This is a genomic window from Vibrio sp. 779(2023), from assembly GCF_033344285.1.
GTDB lineage: Bacteria > Pseudomonadota > Gammaproteobacteria > Enterobacterales > Vibrionaceae > Vibrio > Vibrio alginolyticus.
Genome location: NZ_JAWPOM010000005.1, coordinates 239,422 through 261,389, shown reverse-complemented (window position 1 = coordinate 261,389; position 21,968 = coordinate 239,422). Strand labels below are relative to the sequence as shown.

The following is a 21,968-nucleotide window of genomic DNA, read 5'->3' as shown; positions in this document are numbered from 1 at the left end:
AAGACATCAAGAGAAGCAAGAGCGAGTAGAGCAGCAGCAATTGGCGCTGGACTAAACAAAGGCCCCCTTTTAGGGGGCTCACACAAAGCCACCTTCTTTAGAAGGTGGTCATTTACTTTTTTAAATTTACTTATTGGATTAAAAAACCATTTGTTAATAATTTTGTAAATTACAAATAATAATGGAGATTGGTTAGATGTTCGTCGAATAAATAAAGGTAAACTTATCAAGTTATTGTTTTATAATGGTATTTTGTTTTTTTTACATTGGTATTTAGAAAATTTGACAGCCAGAATAATCTTTTGCACTCTTAGCTCCAGATTTTGAGGAGGTGCTGTATAACGTTTTGTTAACGCTCTACCTCAAACATATAAAAAAAGGGAACCGGACAAGGATATCCCGAACTAAGAAAAGGCAGTGGATTAATTATGAAAAAAACTCTATTAGCACTAGCTGTAGTTGCGTCTGCAACTTCAGTGAACGCAGCTGAAGTATTCAAATCTGAAGAAGGTTCTGTAGATTTCTACGGTCAGCTACGTCCAACTCTTCTATTCACAGAAAAAACTGATCACACAGCAGAGCTAAACACTAGCTCTTCTCGTACTGGTGTGAACGCGGTTTACGTTGTTGACGAAAGCCTAAAAGTTCTGGGTGAAGTTGAAATCGGTGTTGCTCTAGGTGACAACTACGACGCAGGTGCTGATTCAAGCGAGCGTACAGATGACTCTGTATACGTACGTCGCCACATCATCGGTTTTGATATGGGTGATATGGGTACTCTTCGCTTCGGTAAAGAAGGTACTTGGGCTGATGACGTATACTTCGCAGATTACTCTTACTTCTTCGGTGGTAACGCAGCGGAAACTGCATACGGTCACGCTTGGAACAACGATTCTCAAATCAAATACGCTTACGAAAATGACGCGTTCTGGCTAAAAGCTGGTTACGCGCTAGGCGAAAAAGATTCTAACGAAGAAGTACTAGAAGTATTCGTTGGTAAATCTTTCAACGACCTATCTCTACACGCTGGTGTACTTACTGCGAACAACGACATCAACGTAACTAAAGAGAAAAAACTAGTTCTTAATGGTGTAGAGCAAACAGTTTCTCACACAGAGCGTACTGATAACGAAAACCTATCTTTTGAAGTAACTGCTGAGTACGCACTAAACGAGCACACTCTAGGTGCTACGTACTACTACAACGAAAACGAAGATAAGCTAGGTAAATCAACAGTTGATTCACACTACATCGTTGTAGCTGGTATGTTCGCTGTCGCTCCTAAAACAACTCTATACTCTGGTTACGAGTACCTAGCTCAGTCTACTGACGAAGCAGGTAAAGTAGACGCAGACTCTTCTTGGTTCTACGCTGGTGTTGAATACAAGTTCTCTAAATGGGCACGTGTATTCGCAGAAGCGGGTTACACTTTCGAAGGTACTGACTTCGACAACAAAGACACAGACGACGCAACTAACTTCGGTGTTGGTGCTCGTTTCTACTGGTAATCAATACCCAGTTTGATATTGTAAGACCCAGCTATATGCTGGGTCTTTTACTATGAAGATAAGGATGAAAAATTCTATGCAGTTATCATTAAAAGTGGCAATGGCACTGTCTATTTTTGCCAGTACAAACCTCTACGCTGCAACGACTTTAGTGGTTCCAGAAGACGTGAAGTTATTGGCCGTCAACATGGAGAAGCCAGATCTAGAAGGTGGTCTTTTTTCTAGTGAGAAGACAATCGAACTACCTGACGGAACGAATCAAATTGTCTTCAAATATCAACCTACATTCGAAATTAACGAAAACCTTAAGACGGTTTACAGTGATGTAATCGTTGCTAAATTTGATGCTGAAAACGAAAAGCTAACGTTTGAACTGCCAGAGTTTAAAACTCTTCGCCAAGCGCAAAACAACATCTCGCCTCTAGATTGGCAATTACTGGATACCAAAGGCCAACCTATTGCTTTGGTCGAAGATGTATTAGAGTCAGATGGTGTTCAAATTGGTCGTAATTACCCTCAAGAAACTCGTAACTACAATATTGCTGGCGGTATCGCGAGTGTTGCTGTTAGCTATGTAACTGTGAATCAGCATCAACAATCAGTAAGTGATATCGAGCCTCGAGTTGAGACTAGTGATACCCGTTCAACAGCCGCATCGAACGACAGCCCAATGGTTGATGTATTAAAGACGATGTACCAGAAAGCGTCTCCGGCGGAAAAAGAGGCCTTTAAAAACTGGCTTGCTGAGCAGTAATCCCTTAGTTCATTAGATAGGGCTTAACTGAAAAAGTACGAATCTAAAAAGCAGGCTTTAAGCCTGCTTTTATCTTTTCTGCTTATTAGAGAGAGATTTCTCTCCATTCACCAGGCATTAGGTCGTTAAGGACGATATCACCCATCGAATGACGAATGAGGCGCAAGGTAGGGAAGCCAATGTGCGCAGTCATGCGACGCACCTGACGATTTCTTCCTTCAATAATGGTAATGGCTAACCAAGTTGTAGGGATATTTGCTCGAAAACGAACAGGAGGCGTTCTGTCCCAGACTTGTGGTTCTGGAATAACTTCAACTTCGGCTGGTAGAGTCATACCATCTTTTAGCTCTACTCCCTTTCTCAATTTTTCAAGATCTTGCTCCTGAGGAGCGCCATCGACTTGAACCCAATAAGTCTTCGGCGATTTTGACTTTGGCTGCGTTAGCTTCGCCTGCAAGATGCCATCGTTAGTGAGTACCATTAAACCTTCGCTGTCTCGGTCCAATCGGCCAGCCGCATAGACATTTTTGATCGGGATATAGTCCGCTAACGTTTTGCGACCATCGCCATCGGTAAATTGACTGAGCGTATCGTAAGGCTTATTGAAAATAATGACTTTACGATCTTTAGGGGGCACTTTTGGCTTTTGGCTCTTTGTTGGGCGATTAGGGCGGCGGTCTTGCTGAGTACGAGTCTTCGAGCCATTGCGAGCTCCTGAGTGTTTAAAATGGCCCGTTTTAGACTGGTTACGACTGCGACCTTTTTCCTGACCTGTACGAGATGACATGTTAACTACCCTGCAAAAATGTAAATGAACTGTGTTTGAAAGTTTTAAGTTTTCTCATGATCGGATATGATTTGCGCGCCTAAAACTAACAAACGCGCACAGAATGATAGACTAATTCGTGTTATTTGTTTAATTATATCAGTGCACTCATGGATTCAGAGCTTAGAGCTTCAAACTACAACAAAGAGTGCGAACCGCATGTGGCGTTAGTGAGGAGACATGTACTGCTAACGCGCAGCAATGCGTCAATTAAACCAACTCAGACGCTGAGTTGATCAGCCAACAAGTTGATTAAAAAATAGGGAAATTTCATGCCTACAGAAAAACCTACAATTATCTACACCATCACTGATGAAGCGCCGGCGCTAGCAACTTATTCATTACTACCAATCATTCAATCATTCACAGCATCGTCTGGCATCAATGTAGATACTCGTGATATTTCACTAGCAGGTCGAATTATCGCTAACTTCCCAGAGCATCTAAAAGAAGAACAGCGCATTGGCGATGCGTTGACTGAGCTTGGTGAACTAGCTCAAACTCCAGAAGCAAATATCATCAAGCTACCTAACATTTCAGCTTCAGTTCCTCAGCTTAAAGCGGCGATTAAAGAGCTTCAGGCGAAAGGTTACGATTTACCAAACTACCCAGAAGAGCCGAGCACGTACGAAGAGAAAGCGATTAAAGCGGCTTACGACAAAATCAAAGGTAGTGCGGTTAACCCAGTACTTCGTGAAGGTAACTCAGACCGTCGTGCTCCGACTTCGGTTAAGAACTACGCGAAGAAAAACCCACACTCAATGGGTGCATGGTCAGCAGAATCTAAGTCCCATGTTGCGAGCATGTCAGACAATGACTTCTTTGGTAGCGAAAAGTCTACAACTATCTCTGGTGCAACAGAGGTCAAAATCGAGTTTGTCGGTAATGATGGTACAGTTAAAGAGCTTAAGTCTGCGTTCCCATTACTAGATAAAGAAGTCATTGATACTTCAGTAATGAAGAAGAAGGCGTTGGTTGAATTTTTCGAGAAAGAGATTGCTGAAGCGAAAGCACAAGACGTGCTGCTGTCTCTTCATATGAAAGCGACGATGATGAAAGTTTCTGACCCTGTCATTTTCGGCCATGCCGTAAAAGTTTACTACAAAGACGTTTTCGATAAGTACGGTAAGCTGTTTGAAGAGCTAGGTGTTGATGTAAACAATGGCATCGGTGATGTTTACTCAAAAATTGAGTCTCTACCTGAAGCGCAAAAAGCAGAAATTGAAGCGGCCATTCAAGCGGTTTACCAAACTCAACCAGAACTTGCGATGGTTGACTCTGATCGTGGTATCACAAACTTACATGTACCAAGTGACATTATTGTAGATGCTTCTATGCCAGCAATGCTTCGCTCTTCGGGTCAAATGTGGGGACCAGATGGTAAACAAAAAGACACCAAAGCGATGATTCCAGATCGTAGCTACGCAGGTATTTACCAAGCGGTTATTGATTTCTGTAAAGAGCACGGCGCATTTGATCCAACCACTATGGGTAGCGTACCTAACGTTGGTCTAATGGCTCAGAAAGCTGAAGAGTATGGTTCTCACGACAAGACATTCATTCTAGACGCTGCGGGTACTGTTCGCGTTGTTGATGCTTCAGGTAACGTACTGTTAGAGCAAGCGGTTGAAGAAGGTGATATCTTCCGTATGTGTCAGGTTAAAGACGCACCAATCCAAGATTGGGTTAAACTAGCAGTGACTCGCGCACGTGCAACAGGTGTTCCAGCTGTATTCTGGCTAGATGAAAACCGCGCGCACGATGCTGAGCTCATCAAGAAAGTAAACGCCTACCTACCAGATCACGATACTGACGGTCTAGAGATTAAGATCCTATCTCCTGTTGAAGCTTGTAAGTACTCACTAGAGCGTATGAAAGCGGGCCTAGATACTATCTCTGTTACAGGTAATGTTCTTCGTGACTACCTAACAGACTTGTTCCCAATTCTCGAGTTAGGTACGTCTGCTAAGATGCTATCTATTGTTCCATTGATGAATGGTGGTGGTCTATTTGAAACAGGCGCTGGTGGTTCTGCTCCTAAGCACGTTCAACAAGTAGAAAAAGAGAATCACCTTCGTTGGGATTCTTTGGGCGAGTTCCTAGCGCTTGCAGCTTCGTTAGAGCATTTAAGTGTAGCGACAAACAATCCTAAGGCTCAGGTTCTCGCAGATACACTAGATAAAGCGACCGGTGAGTTTTTAGACACCAACAAATCTCCGTCACGTAAAGTGGGTGAGCTAGATAACCGTGGAAGCCACTTCTATCTTGCACTTTACTGGGCGAAAGCGCTTTCAGAGCAAACGGATGATGCGGATCTTGCTGCTGAATTTGCACCAATTGCAAAAGCGCTGTCAGAGCAGGAAGAAACGATCGTTGCTGAGCTAAATAATGCGCAAGGCGTGAAAGGTGAGCTAGGAGGTTACTACTTACTAGACGATGCATTGGTTTCTAAATTGATGCGTCCAAGCGAAACCTTTAACGCAATCATTAACAAGTAAGTTAGTGTAAAAACACGTCGTTTTCGGCGTGTTTCCTATCCTGTAAGTGAGTTGTAAGTGTTCCTTTTGTAACACGTGCTCTAAATAGTAAGAAACCCGCTATCTTGGCGGGTTTATTTTTCTCTTCAAAACATCAACGTGGCGTTTCGAGAGCAATATTTTTATATTTCGACAGCGCTCTAATTATTTGGCTTGGCCTTCAAGAGGCACGACGCTACTCGCGTGACAGCCTTTGGGACCTTTTTCAATCTCGTAAGAGACTTGTTGGCCTGCTTTCAGTGTACGATAACCGTCCATCTGGATAGTTGAGTAGTGGGCAAAGATATCTCCCTCTTCTTCATCTGAACAAATAAACCCAAATCCTTTGGCATTGTTAAACCACTTTACTGTACCTGTAGCCATGCTTTACATCCCTCATGCATTTTTTACTGATGTTGTTACTGCAACCAAGTTATACCTTTAACTTGGTACTACCATTGTCAGCGAATGCCAACAAACGTCAAATCAATGATAAGTCACATTCATCAAACCACTTAAAGAAGAGAGGTTTCAAAATGATGATTTATGCATCGACACTTTCCACTGTAGTCAATGAATTTCGACAGTCAATAGCAGTGAGCAACAAACAGAAACATAATTGAAAACAAATCACTTTTGAGATTAACAAATTTGCAAACAGTTTTTCGTATATACGCAGAAGTTTAGTCAATTTGCCTATGAAGTGGTTCATACTGAAAAAGCCATACTGTCCGTGTTGCTTATGGTAGAAGAATCCTCTGACTGAATAAAAAATGAAGTTTTCGTGATAATTACCGTATTCTCAATGAGGAAGTGTGATCCAGATAGAAGATGATGGGGCGGTTTGCAATAGTCCGAAAGCAATAAATAGAAAGTTCTTTTATAAGAAAAAATGTGTAACTTATCGACAAGCATCTTTTATTTGCGCCGTATCAAGACGTGCATTAGTCTCTATATTAGGTAGCAACTTTTATCGATCAAAGATCGAATTCGGTGCCATAACTCACTACACCGCGCTGCACGCTTGTGGTAGATTGTTTTTATAGGTCGAAAACATCAACCCTTTGATACGATATCTTTAGATTGCCATGAGTAAAAATTTTGAATGGGTCACTCCGGACTCTGATCTTCTGGAGCGAGAAAGTACGAAAGTCCAGCCACCTAAGCTGTACAATGTCGTACTCAATAATGATGACTATACACCTATGGATTTCGTCATAGAGGTGCTTGAGCGATTTTTCTCACATGATATTGATAAAGCAACTCAAATCATGCTTCAGGTCCACTATGAAGGAAAGGCAATCTGCGGCACATACAGCGCAGAAATTGCCGAAACAAAAGTAGCGCAAGTTACGATGTACGCAAGGGAAAATGAACATCCGCTACTTTGCACTATGGAGCAAGCGTAAACAAAGAAGACTTGCTCGAACAACCCCAGTTGTTTTTTCGGGAGGTACTTATGCTAAATAAAGAACTAGAGTCAAGCCTTAACGGTGCATTTGCTCGGGCGCGCGACAAACGCCACGAGTTTATGACTGTCGAACACCTCCTACTTGCATTGTTGGAAAATGATGCAGCTAAGGAAGCCCTTCTAGCTTGTAAGGCGGATCTTGACGCTTTACGCAACGAACTCGATATTTTCATCGATCAAACTACGCCTCTTATCCCAGATAGTGATGAGACGCGTGAAACGCAGCCGACTTTGAGTTTTCAACGTGTACTACAACGCGCCGTCTTTCATGTACAGTCGTCTGGTCGTAATGAAGTAACAGGCGCCAACGTGCTTGTTGCTATCTTCAGTGAGCAAGAGTCGCATGCCGCTTACTTACTGAAGAAAAATGACATCTCCCGATTAGATATTGTTAACTTCATCTCCCATGGTATTACTAAAGCATCAGGTGCAGGTGAGGATTCATCATCAGACTCGTTTAGCTCAGAAAGTGTTGAAGAGCCTAATTCTGAAGAACGCCTAGAAAGCTTTGCGACGAATCTTAATCAAGTCGCTAAAGATGGAAACATCGACCCACTCATTGGACGTGATAAAGAGTTAGAGCGCACTATTCAGGTACTTTGTCGACGCCGCAAGAATAATCCACTACTAGTGGGTGAGGCAGGGGTTGGTAAAACAGCCATTGCGGAAGGTCTTGCATGGCGAATTGTCGAAGGGCAGGTCCCTGAGGTTATTCAAAACAGCGTGATTTATTCACTAGATATTGGCTCTTTGCTCGCTGGTACCAAATATCGCGGTGATTTTGAAAAGCGCTTCAAGGCGATTTTGAAACAACTTGAAAAAGAAGAAGATGCCATTTTGTTCATCGATGAAATACATACCATCATCGGTGCAGGCGCGGCATCTGGGGGGCAAGTCGATGCAGCAAATCTTATTAAGCCTCTTTTAAGTAGCGGTAAGTTGCGTTGTATTGGTTCGACGACATACCAAGAGTACAGCAACATTTTCGAGAAAGAGCGTGCGTTGTCTCGCCGTTTCCAAAAGATAGACGTTGTAGAGCCTTCATTGGATGATACAACTAAAATCTTGATGGGCTTGAAGCCGAAGTACGAAGCTCACCATGAAGTACGTTATACCAATAAAGCACTGCGTGCCGCGGTAGAACTGTCGGCTAAATACATTAATGAACGCCATCTACCAGATAAGGCCATTGATGTCATTGATGAAGCTGGTGCGCGTAGTCGTCTTGCTCCTGCAAGCCGTCGTAAAAAAACGGTCGGAGTGGCTGATATCGAATCAATGGTTGCCAAAATGGCGCGAATTCCAGAGAAGTCGGTTTCTTCTTCAGATAAAGACATTTTGAAAAACTTAGATAGCAAAATGAAGATGTTGGTATTTGGTCAAGATAATGCGATTGATGCATTGTCCGAGGCGATCAAGCTGACACGTGCAGGTTTAGGTGTAGACAACAAACCTGTTGGTTCATTCTTGTTTGCAGGCCCAACAGGGGTTGGTAAAACAGAGGTGACGGTGCAGTTATCTAAGCTTCTAGGTATCGAACTACTTCGTTTTGATATGTCTGAGTATGGTGAGCGTCACTCCGTAAGTCGCTTAATTGGTGCGCCTCCTGGTTATGTCGGTTATGACCAAGGTGGTTTGCTAACCGATGCTGTTATTAAGCACCCACACTCAGTCGTATTACTTGATGAGATTGAAAAAGCGCACCCTGATATCTTTAACCTGTTGTTGCAAGTCATGGATAACGGTACGCTAACGGACAACAATGGTCGCAAAGCAGACTTCCGTAATGTCATTCTTGTTATGACAACTAACGCAGGTGTGGCGGAAACCGAGAAGAAATCAATTGGTTTGATTCAACAAGACAACAGTCACGATGCAATGGCGGAAATTAAGAAGGTGTTTACTCCTGAGTTCCGTAACCGTCTTGATAACATCATCTGGTTTAACAGCCTTGATGAAAGCGTTATCCATCAAGTGGTTGATAAGTTCATTGTTGAACTGCAAGTGCAACTTGATGCGAGAGGCGTTTCAATGGAAGTATCGCAAGACGCTCGCCATTGGTTAGCACATAAAGGTTATGACAAAGCTATGGGGGCTCGCCCAATGGGGCGTGTTATCCAAGAACAGCTTAAGAAGCCTTTGGCTAACGAACTGTTGTTTGGATCTTTAGTTGACGGCGGTACAGTGAAAGTAACGCTGGTCAACGATACGCTTGAGTTTGAATACTTAAGTGAGAAAGAGACAGCGATGCATTAATCGTTAGTCGGTAACAAACGCAAAAGCGCACGAGAAGATCGTGCGCTTTTTTATCTGAACTAAATCGGAAAAAATTGTGCAATAAAAAACGGAGCAGCTTGCTCCGTTTTTTATTGCATCCGAAAATCAGAGATTAACGAGCGCGGAAGACGATGCGGCCTTTTGACAGGTCGTATGGAGTCATCTCTACAGTTACTTTGTCACCCGTTAGGATACGGATGTAGTTCTTACGCATCTTGCCAGAGATGTGAGCAGTCACAACGTGACCGTTTTCAAGTTCAACACGGAACATAGTGTTTGGTAGAGTGTCAAGGACAGTGCCTTGCATCTCGATTACGTCTTCTTTAGCCATTTAATCCTCTTTAGAAATTAGGCAATATTAGCGGGGTATATTCTGCCGCTAAATAGTAATTATGTAAAGTTGAGGCGTATTCTACCCTCGCCAACGCTGATTTACTAGCCTTTGGTGGCGTTGAAAGCGTGTTTTGTAGCTCATTGCTGGGCACTCATCAATCTGATATCCCAAATATAGCCACTGTTGTTTGTTTTCTTGGCAGTATTTAATCTGATAAAGCACTGCTAACGTGCCAAGAGATAACTCGTAGTCAGGGTCAAAGAAAGTATAAAAAGCACTCGAGCATTGTGGCATCAAATCTGTCACCGCAATGGCGAGCAATTGATCTGATTCATCGTAAATGTGTAAAAACGACGTTGTCAGCCAGCTAGTTTGAGCAAATCGAGCAAACTCATCACGCTTTGGTGGGTACATAGTGCCGTTTTTATGCCGTTTGCAGATGTACCGACTGTAAAGCTCAAACCATTCCTCATCCATTTCAGGTTTCATTTCCCAGCGTAAAGACTGTGCTTTATTAAGCAGCCTCTTCTGACTTTTTGATAATCTAACGTCTGGAATCGAGACTCGAATTGGCTGGCAAGCGGTGCAATGCTCGCAATGCGGTTTATATATGGTATCTCCGCTACGACGAAAACCGTTAGCCATGAGCAACTGGTAATTTTCTTCAGTATGCAGCCTTTCATCAAGCGCCACCGCAACCCGCTCTTGCCGTTCAGGCAAATAACTACAAGGGTGATTATTCGTCAACCCTATTCGAATATGTTGTATATCCGTACTCATACTGAATCCTGCAAAACTTGGGGCTGATAGGCATCAAATAGTGTTTGCTTTTCTCTTAAAGATAGTAGTTTTTGCATAAATTCGTCACGCTCAAGTTCAAATGCGCCAAGTGATGCCAAGTGAGAATTCATAACTTGGCAATCGATTAATTGACCTTGCTTTGACGCCAAATGGTTGCATAAGTACCACAATGCAATTTTGGATGCGTTATCTTTTAGGCTAAACATCGACTCCCCGCAAAAAAGTTGGCCCACGCAGATGCCATATAGTCCGCCAATCAGGTTGTTGTCATGCCATACTTCTACAGAGTGACAGTGACCAAGTTTGGCTAACTCAATGTAGGAAGCTTGCATTTCCTCGTTGAGCCATGTTTCCTCTGCAGGGCGTGTTGAAGAACATAGTCTAATCACTTCTTCTGTCGCGAAATTGAGTGTTACTTTATAGTTATGTTTACGCTGAAATTTTTTGAGACTTTTAGATGGCTTAAACTGCAATGGGTCAAACACAGCGCGCGGAGAAGGGCTCCACCATAAAATAGGTTCACCAGGACCATACCAAGGGAAAATGCCTTGATAGTAACCATTGAGGATTCTCATGGGGTTTAAGTCACCACCAAAAGCCAGCAAACCATTGGGGTCGCTGAGTGCTTTATAGGGTGAGGGAAAGTTGAACGTTTCATCGAGTTCAGTTAAATAAATAGCCATAAGAAGTCGTTACCAACATTGGAGTCAGAGGAGTTTATGATGACCTGGTTAAGAAATATCGTAAAAGTATGGCTTGGGATCATACTGTTTTTACCACTTGTCGCCAACGCAGCCTATGAAAGAAATGTTGCCAAGCCAGTTAATGAAGTAGTTTACGGGAAGATTGACTCTGTCCGTTATATTACTCAACAAGAGGTTGTTCAATCGAAAAGTAACGGTTGGAAGACACTACTTGGTGCCACTATCGGTGGTTTAGTCGGTAATCAATTTGGTGGCGGTACGGGAAGAGAAGTCGCGACGGCAGTGGGTGCGCTTGCAGGTGCCGCAGTTGCTCAAAACCAAAGTAATTACCAATACACGGTTGAATATAAGTTAGTTGAGCTACTCATCAAAGTGAAGGGTGATAAGCTAATTAATGTCATCCAAGATGTTGATAAAAATATGTTATTTAGTCGAGGGGATGAAGTTCGTATTTTATATTTTGATGATGGAGTCAGGGTTGATATCACTTATTAACCCTAGGTTGTTTTAGTCTAACGAAGCCTAATCAGGCATGTACAGTCGAGCTGGCTTATCGTCAAATAAAGTCGAAATAGTTTGCTGTTTCGCCGTGCTTCTTTCGCTCTGATTTACATCGCTGGCAATGCCTTTAATTCTGTATCTTTAGGCTGCTTGAGGATATTCATAAATTAGCGCCGATTTACTCTGGTTTTGTCGTGTTTTTTTGGGTAGTCTGAATTCACGAAGAATTGTTTAGCCCTCATAAAAAATCGTATGTTGAGGGCACAAAGGATTATCAACTTTTAATGGAAAGCCTAACGTTACAACCTATCAATAAAATTCAAGGGGAAGTGAACCTTCCTGGCTCTAAAAGCGTTTCTAATCGAGCTCTTTTACTTGCTGCTCTTGCTAAAGGCAGAACTCGCCTTACTAATCTCCTCGACAGTGATGATATTCGTCATATGCTGAATGCGCTGACTAAACTAGGCGTTCAATACCAACTTTCCGAAGATAAAACAGAATGTCTCGTTGAAGGCCTTGGGCGTCCGTTTTCTGTCTCAGAGCCGGTAGAGTTATTTCTCGGCAATGCTGGCACTGCGATGCGACCATTAGCTGCGGCTCTTTGTCTTGGAGAAGGGGAGTATGTACTGACGGGCGAACCTCGTATGAAAGAGCGTCCAATTGGTCACCTTGTCACTGCACTGAAAGATGCTGGTGCGAACGTTGAGTACATGGAAAACGAGAACTTTCCACCTCTCAAAATAATTGGTACTGGCCTAAAAGCAGGTACAGTTTCTATCGATGGGTCCATTTCAAGTCAGTTCTTGACCGCTTTCTTAATGTCTGCGCCATTGGCTGAAGGTGAAATTCGCATCAACATCGAAGGCGATTTGGTTTCTAAGCCTTATATCGATATCACCCTGCATATTATGAAGCAGTTTGGGGTCGATGTGATCAACAACGACTATCAAGAGTTTGTGATTCCAGCCGGTCAGCAATACGTCGCTCCAGGTGATTTCTTGGTTGAAGGTGACGCGTCTTCTGCTTCTTACTTCTTGGCGGCGGCAGCCATCAAAGGCGGAGAAGTTAAAGTCACGGGTATCGGTAAAAACAGCATTCAAGGTGATATTCAATTTGCTGATGCGCTTGAAAAAATGGGTGCAGAAATTGAATGGGGTGATGACTACGTAATTTCACGTGTTGGTCAATTAAAAGGCATTGATATGGATTACAACCATATCCCTGATGCTGCAATGACCATCGCGACAACAGCGTTATTTGCCGAAGGCACTACCGCTATTCGTAACGTTTATAACTGGCGTGTAAAAGAAACAGACCGTTTGTCAGCTATGGCGACTGAGTTACGTAAAGTTGGTGCGGAAGTGGAAGAAGGGGAAGATTACATTATCGTCAAACCTGTCTCTCAGTTAAAGCATGCTGCGATTGATACTTACGATGATCATCGAATGGCGATGTGTTTTTCGCTGGTGGCACTTAGTGATACGCCTGTGACGATTAACGATCCAAAGTGTACGTCGAAAACGTTCCCTGACTACTTCGACAAACTTAAGGCTTTAAGCTGCTAAATATTCTGACCTGAAACAGGAAAGCCAGAGTGAATAACACTCTGGCTTTTTTGTTTCCCAATACTATTTAACCAGCGTAAATTCCTTAGAAAGGTGATGCGCTAAGTATTTGAACATATTGAATACTGCAGTCGTATTTGAAGTTGGTAAACCTTTGTCATCAAGGAAGTATTCACCTTTAAAAACTAAAACACCTTCTTTTTCTTCTACACTTGTTGCTCGCATTCCCTCGATGTAATCATCGTGCTCTTGGATGATTTGGTTAGCGATCAAAAGAAGGTCGAACTCTTCGATAAACGTTCTATCAGACATATTCTTTCTACCATCCTATTCAGTTAAGAACGCTGAGTATACCTACAACTAAAATGGGTTTGCATGATTAATTCAGTCAATCGTTCAGTAAGACTAAACAGATCAATTTTTAGAGTATAAGCATGATGCGGAGGAAGATGGCAGAGTATTGAACGAAACTATTTTGTGATGGGTAACAAAATTTATTGCATTGGATTAGCGGATGCTAAGTTTGCCTGTTTAGATATGCCGCTCAATACCTTTCAGAACCCTGTCTCTTTGAAGTATAAAGACGATGAATTGTCAACCAATCGGATCTGAATTTCAAAAAAGCAGTTGATCTTCTTTTCATCTCGCACAATAGTAAAAAAAGAAGCAATGAAATAGAACATTATGCGGGTGGCCTTTAAACAAGGTTTCTACCCGCATTATTATGAAGGACGTTAGAGTCAGTTATGGGTAAATCACTCGTTATAGTGGAGTCACCAGCCAAGGCAAAGACGATAAATAAGTACCTTGGTAAAGACTTTATTGTTAAGTCTAGTGTTGGTCATGTGCGTGATCTGCCTACGGCCGGTCAAAGCACTGGTGAGAAAAAAGCCGCAGCCATCTCAACTAAAGGGATGAGTCCGGAAGAGAAAGCGCGCGTTAAAAAAGAGAAAGACCGCAAAGCGTTGATCAAAAAAATGGGGATTAACCCATATCATGACTGGGAAGCGAATTACCAAATCCTTCCAGGCAAAGAAAAAGTTGTCAACGAACTACAAAAACTCGCCAAAGACGCAGATTGCGTTTATCTCGCAACCGATTTGGACCGCGAAGGGGAAGCAATCGCATGGCACCTTCGTGAGATCATCGGTGGCGATGAAGAGCGATACAAACGTGTAGTTTTTAACGAAATCACGAAAAACGCGATCCAACAAGCTTTCCAGACACCTGGTGAGCTGAACATGGATGGTGTAAATGCCCAACAAGCACGTCGCTTCATGGACCGTGTCGTTGGTTTTATGGTTTCACCTCTACTTTGGAAAAAAGTGGCTCGTGGCTTATCTGCTGGTCGAGTGCAGTCTGTTGCGGTGAAATTGTTAGTTGAGCGTGAGCGTGAGATTAACGCGTTTGTACCAGAAGAATTCTGGGACATTCATGCGAATACGAAAACGAAAGACAAAGCGGACTTTAAACTGCTTGTTGCTCAGAAAGACGGTTCTGCGTTTAAGCCAGTTAATGAGGCAGAAACCAAAGCAGCGATGTCTGTACTTGAGAATGCAAGTTACGAAGTATGTAAGCGTGAAGACCGCCCTACAAAGAGCAAGCCTTCAGCACCTTACATCACCTCTACGCTTCAACAGGCAGCGAGTACACGCCTGGGCTACGGCGTGAAAAAGACCATGATGCTAGCTCAGCGCCTCTATGAGGCCGGTTACATCACTTATATGCGTACTGACTCGACTAACCTAAGTGCCGAGGCTGTGGACGCTGTACGTGACTTTATTGGTTCTGAGTTTGGTGATAAGTACCTGCCAGCGAAACCATTGACGTACGGTAGCAAAGAAGGGGCACAGGAAGCGCACGAAGCGATCCGTCCTTCAAATGTGGGTGTTAAGGCGGAAGACCTGCAAGGTGTCGATGCTGATGCGCACAAACTTTACGCTTTGATTTGGAATCAGTTTGTAGCGTGTCAAATGACGCCAGCAGAATACGATTCAACAACCATCAGCGTAAAAGCGGCAGAATACACGCTTAAAGCGAAAGGCCGTATCCTTAAATTTGACGGCTGGACTCGTGTACAGCGTCCAATGGGCAAAAACGAGGATACAATCCTTCCAGCGGTACAACTTGGCGATAAGCTAAGCTTAGAGTCACTTGACCCTAAACAGCACTTTACAAAGCCACCTGCGCGCTACACTGAAGCAGCACTGGTTAAAGAGCTGGAGAAACGAGGCATTGGTCGTCCGTCGACTTACGCATCGATCATTTCTACGATTCAAGATCGTGGCTACGTGAAAGTTGATCAGCGCCGTTTCTACGCTGAAAAAATGGGTGAAATTGTTACTGACCGCCTTGATGACAGCTTTAACGATTTGATGAACTACGACTTTACTGCGCGTATGGAACAGAAATTGGACCAAATCGCTGAAGGTGAAGTGAACTGGAAAGCTGTGTTAGACAACTTCTTTGCTGATTTTACTGGCGATCTTGAAAAAGCGGAGCTGGATGAGTCAGAAGGCGGTATGAAGTTAAACCACATCGTCATGACGGATATCGAGTGTCCGACGTGTAGCCGTCCAATGGGCATCCGTACTGCTTCGACAGGTGTGTTCTTAGGCTGTTCAGGTTACGCGTTACCACCAAAAGAGCGTTGTAAGACAACCATCAACTTGGGTGACGAAGAAGGTATTATTAACGTTCTAGAAGAAGACGTTGAAACCGCAGCTCTGCGCGCTAAAAAGCGTTGTCCGATCTGTGAAACAGCGATGGACGCATACCTGATTGATGACAAGCGTAAGATGCATGTTTGTGGTAATAACCCGAATTGTGAAGGCTACCTTGTTGAATACGGCGAGTTCAAAGTAAAAGGCTACGATGGTCCAGTTGTTGAATGTGACAAATGTGGCTCTGATATGGTGCTTAAGAACGGTCGCTTTGGTAAATACATGGATTGTACGAGCGAAACGTGTAAGAACACTCGTAAGATCTTGAAGAATGGCGAAGTCGCGCCCCCGAAAGAAGATCCTGTTCATTTCCCCGAGTTGCCATGTGAAAACTCAGATGCGTATTTCGTACTTCGTGATGGTGCTTCAGGTCTATTTATGGCGGCAAGCAACTTCCCGAAATCGCGCGAGACACGTGCTCCTTTGGTTGCTGAACTGGCACGTTTTGAAGAGCGTTTACCTGAGAAGTTCAAATACCTAGCGACCGCACCGCAAGAAGATCCTGATGGTCGTCCTGCAGTCGTACGCTTTAGTCGCAAAACAAAAGAGAACTACGTTCGTTCGGAAGAGAATGGCAAACCATCTGGTTGGACAGCGCTCTTTGTTGACGGTAAGTGGGAAGTCACTGATAAGCGTAAAAAAGCGAAAGCATAAAAACGTACGATCTAAGTAATGTAAAAAGGCAGCGATATCGCTGCCTTTTTTGCGTTTTGTTTTTGCGTAAAGGCCACTGTGTTGTTCGTATAGATCTTTGCTGCTTTGACTGAGTTTTGCTGACGCAAGAAGATCCCTGCATCAATATTTCGTAGTCGCTGATGTATTTTTTATGTAAAAAATATTCGTTGTAACTTTCATTTTGCATTCACATATTTGTTATACATTGGGCTAAAAAATCGGCGGTGTAGTGAATCCGTTCGTAAATTGTTTTCACAATGTAATCGTTTGCTTTTCCATGTGTGATCTAGATATCGTCTTGAGTACGCAAGAGCTGTATGGTACACAGAATGGCGTATTAAAAATTGTAATTTAGAACCCGCTTAGATAATTTATTACAAAAATTAGTGCAACTGTGTGCATTGTTTGCGTCAAAAAATAAGGAAAGAGTGGACGTTGCATACTGGAAGTGCCGTAGCTTTTTTATCCGTGTTGTAAGAGTTCACAGAAACTCAGAGACGGTTGCTAAATGTATTCGCTTGACTCCCCGAGTATGACTCATTCAAGCGAGTACCAAATCCAAGCTATAACGATATGGAGAACAACAAATGGCTGGTGTTTTGGGAATGATTCTTGCTGGCGGTGAAGGCTCTCGTTTGAGACCTTTAACGGAATCTCGCAGTAAACCTTCGGTACCGTTTGGTGGTAGTTATCGATTGATCGATTTTGCTCTAAACAATTTTGTTAATGCGGATCTGATGCGCATTTACGTCCTAACCCAATTTAAATCTCAATCTTTATTCCATCACTTAAAAAAGGGGTGGAACATCAACGGCATTACAGACCGCTTTATCGATCCTATTCCCGCTCAAATGCGTACTGGTAAACGTTGGTACGAAGGGACGGCGGACGCGATCTATCAAAACCTGCGTTTTATGGAATTAGAGGAACCAGAGCAAGTTTGTATTTTTGGCTCTGACCATATCTATAAGATGGATATCAAACAAATGCTGAACTTCCACTCAGAAAAGAAGGCTTCTCTGACGGTATCTGCATTGCGCATGCCACTAAAAGAGGCGTCGCAATTTGGGGTTATCGAAGTCGATAGTGAAGGTCGTATGATTGGCTTTGAAGAAAAACCAGCAAATCCGAAGTCGATTCCTGGTGACCCTGATTACGCTTTAGTTTCAATGGGTAACTATGTTTTTGAAGCTCAGGTACTGTTCTCAGAGTTGGTCGAAGATGCGGATAATGAAGCTTCATCACATGATTTTGGAAAGGACATCATTCCAAAGATGTTCCCTAGAGGTGATGTGTTCGTGTATGACTTCAGTACCAACAAAATCAGTGGCGAAAAAGAAGAGGTGTACTGGCGTGATGTCGGAACTATTGATGCGTACTGGCAAGCGCATATGGATCTGCTAGAAAAAGATGCTCCATTTTCGCTGTACAACCGTAAATGGCCATTGCACACCTACTACCCACCATTGCCACCTGCGACATTTACCGACTCTGATAATGGTCGTGTGCAGATAATAGATAGTTTAGTGTGTAATGGCAGCTATGTTAGAGGCTCAAGAATCGAAAAGTCGGTGCTTGGTTTTCGCAGTAATATTGCTTCTGCTTGCGATATCAGCGAATGTATACTTCTTGGTGACGTAAAAATTGGCGAAGGCTGTGTTTTACGTCGTGTGATTGTCGACAAGGATGCCGATATTGCTCCTGGTACTCAGATTGGTGTGAATCTTCAAGAAGATAAAAAACACTTCCACGTGTCTGAGGAGGGCATTGTTGTTATTCCGAAAGGAGCTCGAGTTGGCTACTAACAACTTATCTATTCTGTTTGTAGCTTCTGAGGTTGAAGGCCTCATTAAAAGTGGTGGCTTGGCAGATGTTGCCAAGGCACTACCGGAAGCCCTTCAAAACCTACAGCAAGACGTAAGAATTACCATCCCTGCGTACAGCAGTATTGATAAACTCGCAGACGCAGAAGTTGTATTAGAAACAGAATTAACATCATGGCCGCATACGGAGTATCGAGTTTTGCGGCTCATGTTAGGTCAAAATCCTGTTTACCTGATTGATTGTCCGCCGTATTTCAATCGACCATCAATGTATGCGGAGAACAACCAAGCGTATACTGATAACGGCGAGCGCTTTGCGTTTTTTAGTGCAGCATGTCTCGACATGTTACCCAAGCTCGCCTTTCAACCTAATATCATACACGCGAACGATTGGCACACAGGTCTTGTTCCATTTTTGCTCAAGCACAGGTATGGCAATGATCCGTTTTTTGCTCATACTAAAAGCGTCATTTCAATTCACAATGCGGTCTTTAAAGGCGTATTTAGTTATGAAGACGTGCAGTGTTTGCCAGAGTTTCATTGTAGAAACGTTCCCGATGCTGCGGTGAGTGCAACGCATATTACGATGCTCAAAGCTGGTGTAATGAATGCAGATAAGATAAACGCGGTCAGCCCTACGTACGCAGAGGAACTCAAAACAGAGCTTGGCAGTCATGGAATGGCTTGGGAGTTTCAGCAACGCGCGCAGGACTTAGTTGGTATTTTGAACGGTTGTGATTACAGTGCTTGGAACCCGGAAACGGATACTTACTTGCCAGTTAATTACTGCGCCGACCAGCAAAGTATGTCGCAAGGGAAGAAAGCTTGTAAAAAAGCATTACAACAACGACTAAATTTGCCCGAAAAAAATGTAGCTATGTTCGGTATGGTTTGTCGATTGACCCAGCAGAAAGGCGTTCATTACTTGTTGCCTGCTTTGGCCGATTTTTTGAAGCACGATGTTCAGCTAGTTGTCGTTGGGACCGGAGACCCTATTCTTGCCGCTCAGCTACGAGAGGTTGCCGCGCAGTTTTCTAGCAAATTTGCCTTTGTAGAAGCGTATGACAATGAACTTGCGCATATCGTTGAAGCTGGTTCTGATTTCTTCTTGATGCCTTCTGAGTTTGAACCATGTGGCTTAAACCAAATCTATAGTATGGCTTATGGGACATTACCGATAGTACGCGGTGTTGGTGGCTTAAAGGACAGCGTTAGCGATTATGATGTAAACCCATCTGAAGCAACGGGGTTTGTTTTTTTCGAACCGACACCGCAGGCATTGTTGTTAACGATGCTAAGGGCACTGTTGCTCTACGCTCAAAACGAGCCTGAAGTGAATAAAGTACAGTTGCACGCGATGCAACAAGACTTTTGTTGGCAAAAGGCCGCAGAATCTTATTTGCAGCTTTACCACTCAGCGTTAGTTTGACTTAAAACTGTAACGAAAGGCACCGAATGAGGTGCCTTTATTATCTTGAGTAAGGGGAGTGTGGTAGGATGGCTTTTTACTCAATAGCACGATCTTTTTGATACTCAATATGACCCAGCCGCTACTTTTTCATAAAACCTATTTGCACCCTACTAGTCATGAGTGGGTTGTATTTGTGCACGGTGCTGGTGGTAGCTCTTCTATCTGGTTCAAGCAAATTAAAGCTTACAAGCAACACTTTAACTTATTGCTGATCGATTTAAGAGGTCATGGAAAGTCAAATCAGTTACTTAAAGAGCTCATTGCTAGCCGTTATACCTTTACGGAAGTTACCCAAGATATTTTGAAAGTGTTGGACCATTTAAAGATCCAATCCGCTCATTTTGTCGGTATGTCGCTTGGTACAATTATTGTTCGAAACCTTGCTGAATTGTCATCAGAGCGCGTACGTTCGATGGTGCTCGGCGGTGCTGTCACAAGGCTTAACACTCGTTCTCAGATATTGGTGAAATTAGGTAATTTTTGTAAGCATATCCTACCGTACATGTGGCTCTACAAACTGTTCGCTTATATTGTTATGCCTCAAAGAAGCCAACGAGAATCTCGCCACCTTTTTATTCGCGAAGCCAAGAAGCTTTGCCAAAAAGAATTTAAACGTTGGTTTATTCTTGCCGCTGATGTAAATCCGTTAATGAAATATTTTAAAGATCGAGAGTTACCCATTCCGACTCTTTACTTAATGGGCGACAGGGATTACATGTTTATTAAACCTGTCAAAGAAATGGTTGCAGCACATAAGCTCAGCATTCTACGAGAAATCCCGAATTGTGGTCATGTATGCAATGTAGAGCGTCCAGAAGACTTCAATCAACACTCCATCGAGTTTATTAAACAGCAAGCTGTATGTGCTTAAAACTGAGTGCATCCACTGAATAGGAGAGCCGCTATAGCTCTCCTAGTTGATATCCACATTGCCAACATGCACCAAATTGCCCTTCGTTTATTTCATGACATTTTGGGCATTGCCAATCTTGATACTCATGCCTATCGGATTGTTTTCGATATGCTTTTACTATTTCTTCAGCTTTCATCTTTTGTGCCGTGTCAAAAAGCCACACATAAGGATCGGTATCATCACCAAACGGCAGTTCTCCTTTTAAGCCGAAAATACCTTCTCCGCGAACTTCACAGTAAATTTGTTCCACTTTAAGCAGCTCACATACAATGTGTGCTTCTGCTGGGTTTTTAGCGATAAATATTTTCATCAAAATACCCACTTCACCAATTACGAGTTTTGCTGACTTGGTGTCGGCCTTACTTTATTCATAACCCATTTAGTGATGATTGGAAATAGTCCCAATAGCGCAAAAGACGCTAATACTGCGGGTGAAACAATGCCCGATAGGCTTTCAATTGTTGCTAATTGAGTACCTGCATTCAGATATACGGCTGTGCCTGGCAGCATACCTATTTGGCTAGTGAGATAAAATCGACCTACAGACATCGGTGTTAAGCCCATCAGTAAGTTGATTAGAAAGAAAGGGAATACAGGGATTAGACGCAAGGAAAATAGATAAAAAGCTCCGTCTTTTTCGACACCTTGATTAATTGCGTTGAGTTTATTTCCGAATTTGTTTTGTACCCAGTCACGCAATAAGTATCGGCTGCTCAAGAAGGCCAGTGTTGCCCCCATAGTGCTAGCGAAAGAAACCAGTAGCAAGCTTGTCCAAAAACCAAATAAGGCTGCACCAAGTAAGGTGACTACTGCCGCTCCTGGGATAGAAAAAGCGGTAATTGCAATGTAGGTAAAAAAGTAAATCGCAGCCGAGAATACAAAATTCTGATCGATGTATGTAGTTAGTGCTTCTTGTTGGGCTTTTGCATTCTCTAAGGTTAAATACTGGCCAAAGTTAATACCTAAAAAGACGATAGCCGCTAGTAGGATGAGACCTAAAATCAGTTTCTTATTCATAATTTTGATTCCAATTTGGGATATATGTAATAAGACAGTAGGAAAACCGAAAAAATTTCACAAAAAAACCGCAGATTAGACTGCGGTTT

19 protein-coding genes are annotated in these 21,968 nt (G+C 43.0%); 11 read left to right on the top strand and 8 right to left on the bottom strand.

The features are described 5' to 3' along the window. The first annotated feature begins 428 nt into the window (after positions 1-428). Positions 429-1,508: a porin gene (locus tag R8O70_RS09580; protein ID WP_005378424.1), complete on the top strand. Its 1,080-nt coding sequence runs from the start codon at positions 429-431 to the stop codon at positions 1,506-1,508. Between the two features lie 76 nt (positions 1,509-1,584). Beyond that, entirely contained in the window at positions 1,585-2,262 is a 678-nt protein-coding gene (locus tag R8O70_RS09575; protein ID WP_017820027.1) for a DUF2057 family protein, read from the top strand. 85 nt (positions 2,263-2,347) lie between these two features. On the opposite strand, the gene R8O70_RS09570 is transcribed toward R8O70_RS09575, so the two are convergent. Beyond that, complete coding sequence (locus R8O70_RS09570) at positions 2,348-3,049, bottom strand: pseudouridine synthase (RefSeq protein ID WP_042522115.1); 702 nt, start codon at positions 3,047-3,049, stop codon at positions 2,348-2,350. 311 nt (positions 3,050-3,360) lie between these two features. Here R8O70_RS09570 and R8O70_RS09565 point away from each other — a divergent pair, with 311 nt between their 5' ends. Then, the gene (locus R8O70_RS09565) at positions 3,361-5,586 is read left to right on the top strand and encodes an NADP-dependent isocitrate dehydrogenase (RefSeq protein ID WP_005378404.1); all 2,226 of its coding nucleotides are present in this window, start codon (positions 3,361-3,363) and stop codon (positions 5,584-5,586) included. Positions 5,587-5,769: 183 nt separating this feature from the next. On the opposite strand, the gene cspD is transcribed toward R8O70_RS09565, so the two are convergent. Next, the gene (gene cspD / locus R8O70_RS09560) at positions 5,770-5,988 is read right to left on the bottom strand and encodes a cold shock domain-containing protein CspD (RefSeq protein ID WP_005378407.1); all 219 of its coding nucleotides are present in this window, start codon (positions 5,986-5,988) and stop codon (positions 5,770-5,772) included. A 704-nt stretch (positions 5,989-6,692) separates the two neighbouring features. Between cspD and clpS the strand changes: the two genes are divergently transcribed. Both clpS and clpA read left to right on the top strand, forming a co-directional pair. Then, positions 6,693-7,013: an ATP-dependent Clp protease adapter ClpS gene (gene clpS, locus R8O70_RS09555; RefSeq protein WP_005378419.1), complete on the top strand. Its 321-nt coding sequence runs from the start codon at positions 6,693-6,695 to the stop codon at positions 7,011-7,013. Between the two features lie 50 nt (positions 7,014-7,063). Next, positions 7,064-9,331 carry an ATP-dependent Clp protease ATP-binding subunit ClpA gene (gene clpA, locus R8O70_RS09550; protein ID WP_005387879.1) on the top strand — a complete coding sequence of 756 codons (2,268 nt, stop codon included), beginning with the start codon at positions 7,064-7,066 and terminating at the stop codon, positions 9,329-9,331. 133 nt (positions 9,332-9,464) lie between these two features. On the opposite strand, the gene infA is transcribed toward clpA, so the two are convergent. The 3 genes from infA to aat all read right to left on the bottom strand — a co-directional run bounded on the left by infA (position 9,465) and on the right by aat (position 11,170). Beyond that, entirely contained in the window at positions 9,465-9,683 is a 219-nt protein-coding gene (gene infA / locus R8O70_RS09545; RefSeq protein WP_001040192.1) for a translation initiation factor IF-1, read from the bottom strand. 81 nt (positions 9,684-9,764) lie between these two features. Then, positions 9,765-10,466 (bottom strand): arginyltransferase, encoded by a 702-nt coding sequence (locus tag R8O70_RS09540; protein ID WP_005378346.1) that lies wholly within the window; start codon positions 10,464-10,466, stop codon positions 9,765-9,767. Beyond that, a complete protein-coding gene (gene aat, locus R8O70_RS09535; protein ID WP_005387881.1) occupies positions 10,463-11,170 on the bottom strand; it encodes a leucyl/phenylalanyl-tRNA--protein transferase in 708 nt (235 codons plus the stop codon). The genes R8O70_RS09540 and aat overlap by 4 nt, the downstream gene beginning before the upstream one ends. Before the next feature lie 39 nt (positions 11,171-11,209). On the opposite strand from aat, the gene R8O70_RS09530 reads away from it, so the two are divergent. Next, positions 11,210-11,686 carry a glycine zipper 2TM domain-containing protein gene (locus tag R8O70_RS09530; protein WP_005378348.1) on the top strand — a complete coding sequence of 159 codons (477 nt, stop codon included), beginning with the start codon at positions 11,210-11,212 and terminating at the stop codon, positions 11,684-11,686. 290 nt (positions 11,687-11,976) lie between these two features. Continuing rightward, positions 11,977-13,257: a 3-phosphoshikimate 1-carboxyvinyltransferase gene (gene aroA, locus R8O70_RS09525; RefSeq protein WP_213866955.1), complete on the top strand. Its 1,281-nt coding sequence runs from the start codon at positions 11,977-11,979 to the stop codon at positions 13,255-13,257. Between the two features lie 63 nt (positions 13,258-13,320). Here the strand turns inward: aroA and R8O70_RS09520 are convergent, their stop codons facing one another. Then, complete coding sequence (locus tag R8O70_RS09520) at positions 13,321-13,569, bottom strand: YciN family protein (protein ID WP_005387884.1); 249 nt, start codon at positions 13,567-13,569, stop codon at positions 13,321-13,323. Between the two features lie 434 nt (positions 13,570-14,003). Here R8O70_RS09520 and topA point away from each other — a divergent pair, with 434 nt between their 5' ends. The 4 genes from topA (at position 14,004) to R8O70_RS09500 (ending at position 20,820) form a co-directional block, all read left to right on the top strand. Next, entirely contained in the window at positions 14,004-16,634 is a 2,631-nt protein-coding gene (gene topA, locus R8O70_RS09515; RefSeq protein WP_005378351.1) for a type I DNA topoisomerase, read from the top strand. Positions 16,635-17,242: 608 nt separating this feature from the next. Further along, positions 17,243-18,460 carry a glucose-1-phosphate adenylyltransferase gene (glgC, locus tag R8O70_RS09510; protein ID WP_005378352.1) on the top strand — a complete coding sequence of 406 codons (1,218 nt, stop codon included), beginning with the start codon at positions 17,243-17,245 and terminating at the stop codon, positions 18,458-18,460. Then, the gene (gene glgA, locus R8O70_RS09505) at positions 18,450-19,907 is read left to right on the top strand and encodes a glycogen synthase GlgA (RefSeq protein WP_033905051.1); all 1,458 of its coding nucleotides are present in this window, start codon (positions 18,450-18,452) and stop codon (positions 19,905-19,907) included. Before glgC ends, glgA begins: the two co-directional genes overlap by 11 nt. A 109-nt stretch (positions 19,908-20,016) precedes the next feature. Continuing rightward, on the top strand, positions 20,017-20,820 hold the full coding sequence (locus R8O70_RS09500; protein ID WP_005387891.1) for an alpha/beta fold hydrolase: 804 nt from the start codon (positions 20,017-20,019) through the stop codon (positions 20,818-20,820). A 31-nt stretch (positions 20,821-20,851) separates the two neighbouring features. On the opposite strand, the gene R8O70_RS09495 is transcribed toward R8O70_RS09500, so the two are convergent. Next, positions 20,852-21,172 (bottom strand): DUF2007 domain-containing protein, encoded by a 321-nt coding sequence (locus tag R8O70_RS09495; RefSeq protein ID WP_017820033.1) that lies wholly within the window; start codon positions 21,170-21,172, stop codon positions 20,852-20,854. A gap of 20 nt (positions 21,173-21,192) precedes the next feature. After that, positions 21,193-21,879: a TVP38/TMEM64 family protein gene (locus tag R8O70_RS09490; protein WP_005378366.1), complete on the bottom strand. Its 687-nt coding sequence runs from the start codon at positions 21,877-21,879 to the stop codon at positions 21,193-21,195. Between the last annotated feature and the right edge of the window lie 89 nt (positions 21,880-21,968).

Excerpts from the sequence above, each read along its gene's own strand:
- R8O70_RS09580 (WP_005378424.1), top strand. The coding sequence starts at position 429 with ATGAAAAAAACTCTATTAGCACTAGCTGTAGTTGCGTCTGCAACTTCA.
- R8O70_RS09575 (WP_017820027.1), top strand. The coding sequence starts at position 1,585 with ATGCAGTTATCATTAAAAGTGGCAATGGCACTGTCTATTTTTGCCAGT.
- R8O70_RS09570 (WP_042522115.1), bottom strand. The coding sequence starts at position 3,049 with ATGTCATCTCGTACAGGTCAGGAAAAAGGTCGCAGTCGTAACCAGTCT.
- R8O70_RS09565 (WP_005378404.1), top strand. The coding sequence starts at position 3,361 with ATGCCTACAGAAAAACCTACAATTATCTACACCATCACTGATGAAGCG.
- cspD (WP_005378407.1), bottom strand. The coding sequence starts at position 5,988 with ATGGCTACAGGTACAGTAAAGTGGTTTAACAATGCCAAAGGATTTGGG.
- clpS (WP_005378419.1), top strand. The coding sequence starts at position 6,693 with ATGAGTAAAAATTTTGAATGGGTCACTCCGGACTCTGATCTTCTGGAG.
- clpA (WP_005387879.1), top strand. The coding sequence starts at position 7,064 with ATGCTAAATAAAGAACTAGAGTCAAGCCTTAACGGTGCATTTGCTCGG.
- infA (WP_001040192.1), bottom strand. The coding sequence starts at position 9,683 with ATGGCTAAAGAAGACGTAATCGAGATGCAAGGCACTGTCCTTGACACT.
- R8O70_RS09540 (WP_005378346.1), bottom strand. The coding sequence starts at position 10,466 with ATGAGTACGGATATACAACATATTCGAATAGGGTTGACGAATAATCAC.
- aat (WP_005387881.1), bottom strand. The coding sequence starts at position 11,170 with ATGGCTATTTATTTAACTGAACTCGATGAAACGTTCAACTTTCCCTCA.
- R8O70_RS09530 (WP_005378348.1), top strand. The coding sequence starts at position 11,210 with ATGACCTGGTTAAGAAATATCGTAAAAGTATGGCTTGGGATCATACTG.
- aroA (WP_213866955.1), top strand. The coding sequence starts at position 11,977 with ATGGAAAGCCTAACGTTACAACCTATCAATAAAATTCAAGGGGAAGTG.
- R8O70_RS09520 (WP_005387884.1), bottom strand. The coding sequence starts at position 13,569 with ATGTCTGATAGAACGTTTATCGAAGAGTTCGACCTTCTTTTGATCGCT.
- topA (WP_005378351.1), top strand. The coding sequence starts at position 14,004 with ATGGGTAAATCACTCGTTATAGTGGAGTCACCAGCCAAGGCAAAGACG.
- glgC (WP_005378352.1), top strand. The coding sequence starts at position 17,243 with ATGGCTGGTGTTTTGGGAATGATTCTTGCTGGCGGTGAAGGCTCTCGT.
- R8O70_RS09500 (WP_005387891.1), top strand. The coding sequence starts at position 20,017 with ATGACCCAGCCGCTACTTTTTCATAAAACCTATTTGCACCCTACTAGT.
- R8O70_RS09495 (WP_017820033.1), bottom strand. The coding sequence starts at position 21,172 with ATGAAAATATTTATCGCTAAAAACCCAGCAGAAGCACACATTGTATGT.
- R8O70_RS09490 (WP_005378366.1), bottom strand. The coding sequence starts at position 21,879 with ATGAATAAGAAACTGATTTTAGGTCTCATCCTACTAGCGGCTATCGTC.